The sequence below is a fragment of the Actinomyces sp. genome (assembly GCF_030530635.1).
GTDB lineage: Bacteria > Actinomycetota > Actinomycetes > Actinomycetales > Actinomycetaceae > Actinomyces.
Window position 1 is genome coordinate 1 of sequence record NZ_JAUMUL010000110.1, and the last position, 4,909, is coordinate 4,909.

3 protein-coding genes and 1 pseudogene are annotated in these 4,909 nt (G+C 65.0%); 3 read left to right on the plus strand and 1 reads right to left on the minus strand.

Features of this window, described 5'->3' with window-relative positions; all coding sequences use genetic code 11:
- From Q4A20_RS14700 to Q4A20_RS14710, 3 genes and pseudogenes are all read left to right on the plus strand, one after another.
- Positions 1-393 (plus strand): annotated as a pseudogene (locus Q4A20_RS14700) (hypothetical protein); the annotation flags it as partial.
- Between the two features lie 193 nt (positions 394-586).
- A complete protein-coding gene (locus tag Q4A20_RS14705; RefSeq protein ID WP_303124118.1) occupies positions 587-2,338 on the plus strand; it encodes an ABC transporter ATP-binding protein in 1,752 nt (583 codons plus the stop codon).
- 143 nt (positions 2,339-2,481) lie between these two features.
- Positions 2,482-4,338 carry an ABC transporter ATP-binding protein gene (locus tag Q4A20_RS14710; protein ID WP_368502491.1) on the plus strand — a complete coding sequence of 619 codons (1,857 nt, stop codon included), beginning with the start codon at positions 2,482-2,484 and terminating at the stop codon, positions 4,336-4,338.
- Positions 4,339-4,488: 150 nt separating this feature from the next.
- Here Q4A20_RS14710 and Q4A20_RS14715 read toward each other — a convergent pair whose 3' ends face one another.
- Positions 4,489-4,647, minus strand: a complete 159-nt coding sequence (locus tag Q4A20_RS14715) for a hypothetical protein (RefSeq protein ID WP_303124119.1) — start codon at positions 4,645-4,647, stop codon at positions 4,489-4,491.
- Between the last annotated feature and the right edge of the window lie 262 nt (positions 4,648-4,909).

Sequence of the window (4,909 nt, forward strand, 5' to 3'; positions counted from 1 at the left end):
GGCCACAGACCAGATCCGCACAATCACGCGGAACCCACCCCCGGCCCCCACTCCCCAAGTGTGCAAACCCACCACAGGGACACGAACCACAACACCAAGCACCCACACCACACCCCTAAACCGGAAGAGCTCGACATCCAGCCCGGCTTCCACTGCGACTACGGGAAGAACATTCACGTTGGCAGGAGCCTCACCGCCAACTACAACGTCACCATTCTTGACGGAGCGCCGGTGCACATCGGCGACTACTGCATGGTCGGGCCGAACACCATCATCACCACCACCGGCCACCCGCTGAGCGCCGCGGGCGCCGTCGTCACCAAGGACGTCCCCAGCGGAAGCGTCGTCGCCGGGGTACCGGCCAGGGTCGTGCGCACCCTCGACGATGACTAGCAACCATATGACGGAGATGCCCCTGGCCGCCATGCCCGGGAACTGAGCCTCCCCCCTCGCCGAGATCGGTTGAAGTTACGTGCCGAGATCGGTAGAAGTTACGTGCCGAGGTCGGTTGATGTTGTTCCCGGGAACCGCGGCTCGGTAGACTATGCCGCCATCTAACCGCCCGAACAATTGGTAGAAGACCTCTGTGAAAACCGTACGCATACTCATGCGCAGCCTGCGCGAGTACCGCCGGCCCTCGTTGCAGGCCCCGCTGTTCATGGTGGGTGAGGCCGGGCTCGAGTGCATCCTGCCGCTGATGATGGCCGAACTCATCGACACCCTCACGGGCCAGTCCATGGGCCCGATCCTGCGCATCGGCCTGGTCCTCGTGGTGATGGCGATGGTCTCGCTCGTGTGCGGCGTCATGTCCGGCGTGCGCGCCGCCACCGCCGCCGCCGGCCTGGCCCGCAACCTGCGCCAGGACCTGTTCTATCGGGTGCAGGACTTCTCCTTCGCGGACATAGACCACTTCTCGACGTCCTCCCTGGTCACCCGCATGACCACCGACGTCACCAACGTCCAGAACGCCTACCAGATGATCATCCGCGTGGCCGTGCGCGTGCCGCTGATGGTGATCTTCTCCATCATCATGACTCTGACGATCAATGCGCGTCTGGCACTGATCTTCATCGTCATGCTGCCACTGCTCGGGGGCGCGTTGATCGGCCTGGCCGCCTACGTGTTCCCCATCTTCCGTAGGATCTTCAAGAAGTACGACGCCCTGAACAACTCCGTGCAGGAGAACGTCTCCGCCATCCGGGTGGTGAAATCCTTCGTCACCGAGGAGCACGAGAAGACGAAGTTCCGCGCAGCCTCCCAACAGGTGCGCAAGGACTTCACCTACGCCGAGAAGATCCTCGCCCTCAATGGCCCGATCATGGTCTTCTTCATCTACGTGGCGCTGATGCTGGTCAACTACCTGGGCGCCCGGGTGGTCGTGGCCAGCGGTGCGACCGAGCTGACCACCGGCGAGTTCTCCTCCCTGATGACCTACGGCGTGCAGATCCTGGCCTCAATGATGATGCTCGCCTTCATCTTCGTGATGGTGTCAATGTCCGTAGAGTCCGCCAACCGCATCGCCGAGGTCATCGACCATCGCCCCAGCCTCACCTCCCCCGCCGATGGCCGCACCTCGGTTCCCGACGGCGAGGTCCGCTTCGAAGGCGTCTCCTTCCGCTACTCCGACGACGCCGAGGCCGACGTACTGCACAGCATCGACCTGACCATCCCGTCAGGTTCCACCCTCGGGATCGTGGGCGGCACCGGCTCGGCGAAGACCACCCTGATACAGCTCATCTCCCGCTTGTATGACACCACCTCCGGGCGGGTGAGCGTGGGCGGCGTCGACGTACGCGAATACGACCTGGAGACCCTACGCGACGCCGTCTCCGTAGTCCTGCAGAAGAATGTCCTGTTCGCCGGCACCATCAAGGAGAACCTGCGGTGGGGCGACCCCGACGCCACCGACGCCGAACTGATCCGCGCCTGCGAACTGGCGCAGGCCGACGAGTTCGTCCGCCAGTTCCCCGACGGTTACGACACCCGCATCGAGCAGGGCGGCACCAACGTCTCCGGTGGGCAGAAGCAGCGGCTGTGCATCGCCCGCGCCCTATTGAAGAAGCCGCGGATCCTGATCCTGGACGACTCGACCTCCGCCGTCGACACCCGTACGGACGCCCTCATCCGCCGGGCGTTCGACCAGGAGATCCCGGACACCACCAAGATCATCATCGCCCAGCGGCTGAGCTCGGTCGAGCACGCCGACCAGATCATTCTGCTCGACGACGGCCGCATCCTGGAGCGCGGCACGCACGCCGAACTCATGGCGGCCGGCGGGGAGTACCAGCAGATCTATGCCTCCCAGAACCGCACCAGCCAGGAACAGGAGGTGGCGTGACCGTGGCGCGCACCCGCACCGAGCAGACCAAGGACCGGCGGCCCGACGCCGAGCAGCCGGACGCCGTCGTCGGCGCCCCGGACCGGGAGGACCGGCCCGACCCGCAGGAGCTGCCGGGTATCGAGCACCCGGCCCGCCGCCTGATGGCGTATGTCTTCCGCTATTACCGCTGGCAGCTGATCGTCGTGGCCGTCAGCATTGTGATCGCCTCGGTGGCCTCCACCGTCGCCTCGATCTTCATGCAGCGGGTGGTCGACGAGGTGATAACACCCGGCCTGAGCGCAGGGCTCGACGCCGTCATGCCCACACTGGTGCAAATCATCACCGCCATGGGTGTGGTTTACGCGCTCGGGGTGATCACCAGCTTCCTGTATTCGCGGATCATGGCGGTGGTCACGCAGGGCTCGCTCAAGCACATGCGTGACGACATGTTCGACCGCATGCAGTCCCTGCCGATCAAGTACTTCGACACTCACGCCCACGGCGCGATCATGTCGACCTATACCAATGACACCGATGCCATCCGCCAGCTGATCGGCCAGTCGGTGCCAACCTTGATCCAGTCCGCCCTGACGCTGGCCGCGATGCTGGCGATGATGCTCTACTACAGCCTCTGGCTGACGATTCTGGTGCTGGCTGTGGCGGCGATCATGGTCGGCGCCACCCGCAATCTGGGCGGGAAGTCCTCGCGCTACATGGTTGCCCAGCAGCAGTCGCTGGCCACAGAGGAGGGTTTCATTGAGGAGATCATGGGCGGGCAGAAGGTGGTTCAGGTCTTCAACCATGAGGAGGCCGCCAAGGCCGATTTCGACGCCCTGAACCGGAAGCTGTTCACCGACTCGGAGAAGGCCAACCAGTACGGCAATATCCTCGGCCCCGTCATGGGCAACCTGGGCAACCTGCTGTATGTGCTGATCGCCATGGTGGGCGGACTGCTCATTCAGCTGCAGGTCACCAATATCGGCTTCGCCGGCATGGGCACGATCACCGTAGGCATTATCGTCTCCTACCTGACGATGGTGCGGCATCTGTCCCAGACCATCAACCAGGCGTCCCAGCAGGTGGCGCTGATCGCCATGGGGCTGGCGGGCGCCGGCCGGGTCTTCGCCCTGGTCGACGAGCAGCCCGAGCAGGACGGCGGTTATGTGGGTCTGGTCGACGCCGTCGAGACCGCCGACGGCGGTGTTCAGCCCGCCGATCACAAGACCGACGTGTGGGCCTGGCGCCATCCCCACCAGGCCGACGGCACCGTCACCTACACGCGGCTGCGCGGCGAGATCGTCATGAAGCACGTCGACTTCTCCTACGACGGCGTCAAGGAGGTCCTGCACGACGTCTCCCTGTGGGCCAAGCCGGGGCAGAAGATCGCCTTCGTGGGCGCCACCGGCGCGGGGAAGACCACCATCACCAACCTGATCAACCGCTTCTACGACATCGACGACGGCAAGATCCGCTACGACGGCATCAACATCAACAAGATCGCCAAGGCGGACCTGCGCCGCTCACTGGGCGTGGTGCTGCAGGACGTGCGCCTGTTCACCGGCACGGTCATGGACAACATCCGCTACGGGCGCCTGAACGCCACCGACGAGGAGTGCATCGAGGCGGCCAAGCTCGCGAATGCCGACGGCTTCATCCGGCGCCTGCCGCACGGGTATCAGACGGTGCTCTCGGGCGACAGCTCAAGCCTGTCCCAGGGGCAGGCGCAGCTGCTGTCGATCGCGCGCGCCGCCGTCGCCGACCCGCCGGTGATGATCCTGGATGAGGCGACCAGCTCCATCGACACCCGCACGGAGGCGCTGGTGCAGGCCGGCATGGACAACCTGATGCGGGGGCGGACGGTCTTCGTGATCGCCCACCGGCTGTCCACGGTGCGCAACTCGGACGCGATCATGGTGCTGGACCACGGCCGCATCATCGAGCGCGGCAGCCACGACCAGCTCATTGAGCAGCGCGGCACCTACTACCAGCTCTACACCGGAGCCTTCGAGCTGGAGTAGACCTGGAGTGGCTCCGGGGGAGCCCCGCGAGAGTTCCGGGGGGAGCCCCGGGTAGCCCAGCAGTACCCCGCCGTCCCCCTTCGCCGAGATCGGTAGAAGTTACGTGCCGCAATCGGTAGCGACACCGAACGGCATAAACGGCTTGTGAGACTACGCCGCTACCTTCCGCAGGGCGTGCAGGCCCCACAGGCCGACGACCGACGGCGCCGCCCCGAGCACGCCGGCGAGGACCAGGGGTATCTCGCTCCAACCCACCCAGGTCACTGAGAGAAGCGAAACCAGCACGACCGCCCAGTTGATCTCAGCCATCCGTAGCACAACCCGTTGCCGCGCCAGAGTCCGCTTGTGCACCCATGGCTGCAAACCCACCCCCAACACTAAGAGGCACACGAACAACGCCGTGACCCAGCCCACCTCTCCATGCTGTCCCCGAACCACCATGCCAACAGCGGTCAACGACACAACGACTGCACTAACAACCAAATACCACGCCGCGTATGCGACTCGCCGTCGCGAGGCCACAGGCCCCGCAGACGCCGTCTTGGCCTGGGGGGTGGTTGTTGGACTTGGG